This is a genomic window from Nocardia sp. 852002-20019_SCH5090214 (assembly GCF_001665865.1).
GTDB classification, from domain to species: domain Bacteria; phylum Actinomycetota; class Actinomycetes; order Mycobacteriales; family Mycobacteriaceae; genus Nocardia; species Nocardia nova.
Genome location: NZ_LZMK01000335.1, coordinates 1 through 983 on the forward strand (window position 1 = coordinate 1; position 983 = coordinate 983).

At 68.4% G+C, this 983-nt stretch carries 1 protein-coding gene; it reads right to left on the bottom strand.

The features are described 5' to 3' along the window. Positions 1-983, bottom strand: a 983-nt coding sequence (locus tag A5780_RS26545) for a toprim domain-containing protein (RefSeq protein WP_156769676.1), incomplete at both ends; no start/stop codon positions are given.

A 983-nucleotide genomic window follows, 5' to 3' on the forward strand; every position in this document is an offset into this window, starting at 1 on the left:
CGGTCTTGGGCGGTGGCCAGACGAGACTTGGCGGCGCGTTCCTGTTCGGCGGCGGCCATCTTCGCCGCCAGCTTCGGGGTCATGTCCTCGTCGACGGTGACCTTCCCGCTGGACAGGTCGACCTCCACACCCCACCGCTGCTTGATGTGGCTGGCCAGCTCGACCGCCGCGCGCCGCGCGGTGTCGGACTCCTCGGACCAGGTCACAGCCTCGTGCAGCGCGACCGCGACCTCACTGCGCGACAGGCGATCCCAGCCCGTCTTGCGTATCTTCTCCAGCGCGGTCTCGGCGGCCTTGCGTTGCGCGGCGAGCGCCGCGGCCTGCTCACGAGCCTTCTTCGCGTCGCGCTGCTCCTGCTCCTTCAACGCCTCACGGCGACGCCGGGCACTCTCATTGGCGCGGGTCAACACGTCCTGCATCAAGCCGCGGATCAACATCGCGAATTTGGAGCCGATGTGATCAATGGTGTCGTCGTGGTGGTGGCCGGCCTCCTGGCCGTGCAGGCCGGACAGGTTGACCGTGGAATTTCCGGACATGAAAGAACCTCCGACAGAGTCGTTGTGATCAGGTGAGAGGGGTGAGGCATCGGCCGAGAGATCGGTCGATGCCTCACCGACGAAAGGGACGGCCCCGGCCTCCGACCGGGCGGCGCTCGTGGCGGTGTGAGGGTCCAGATACGGGACTGGGGCGAGTTCGCCGACGTGGTGACCGGCCTCGATGTGGTCGGTGAGGTCCTTGCCTGTGGCCGCGCGCAGCACCCGCACCGACCCCACCCGTCCGGCCAGGGAATCCATGACCTTTTCCGCGCGGCGATAGCCCGGGGCGTCGTGGTCGGCAACGATGACGACCTCCCCGGCGCCGGCGAGCCATTTCGCGTGCTCGTCGGACCACGACAAGGCACCGCCGGCGTTGGTGGTCGCGGTCAGACCGGCGGCCTCGGCGGTCAGGACGTCTTTCTCGCCCTCGCAGATGTAGATCGGCTC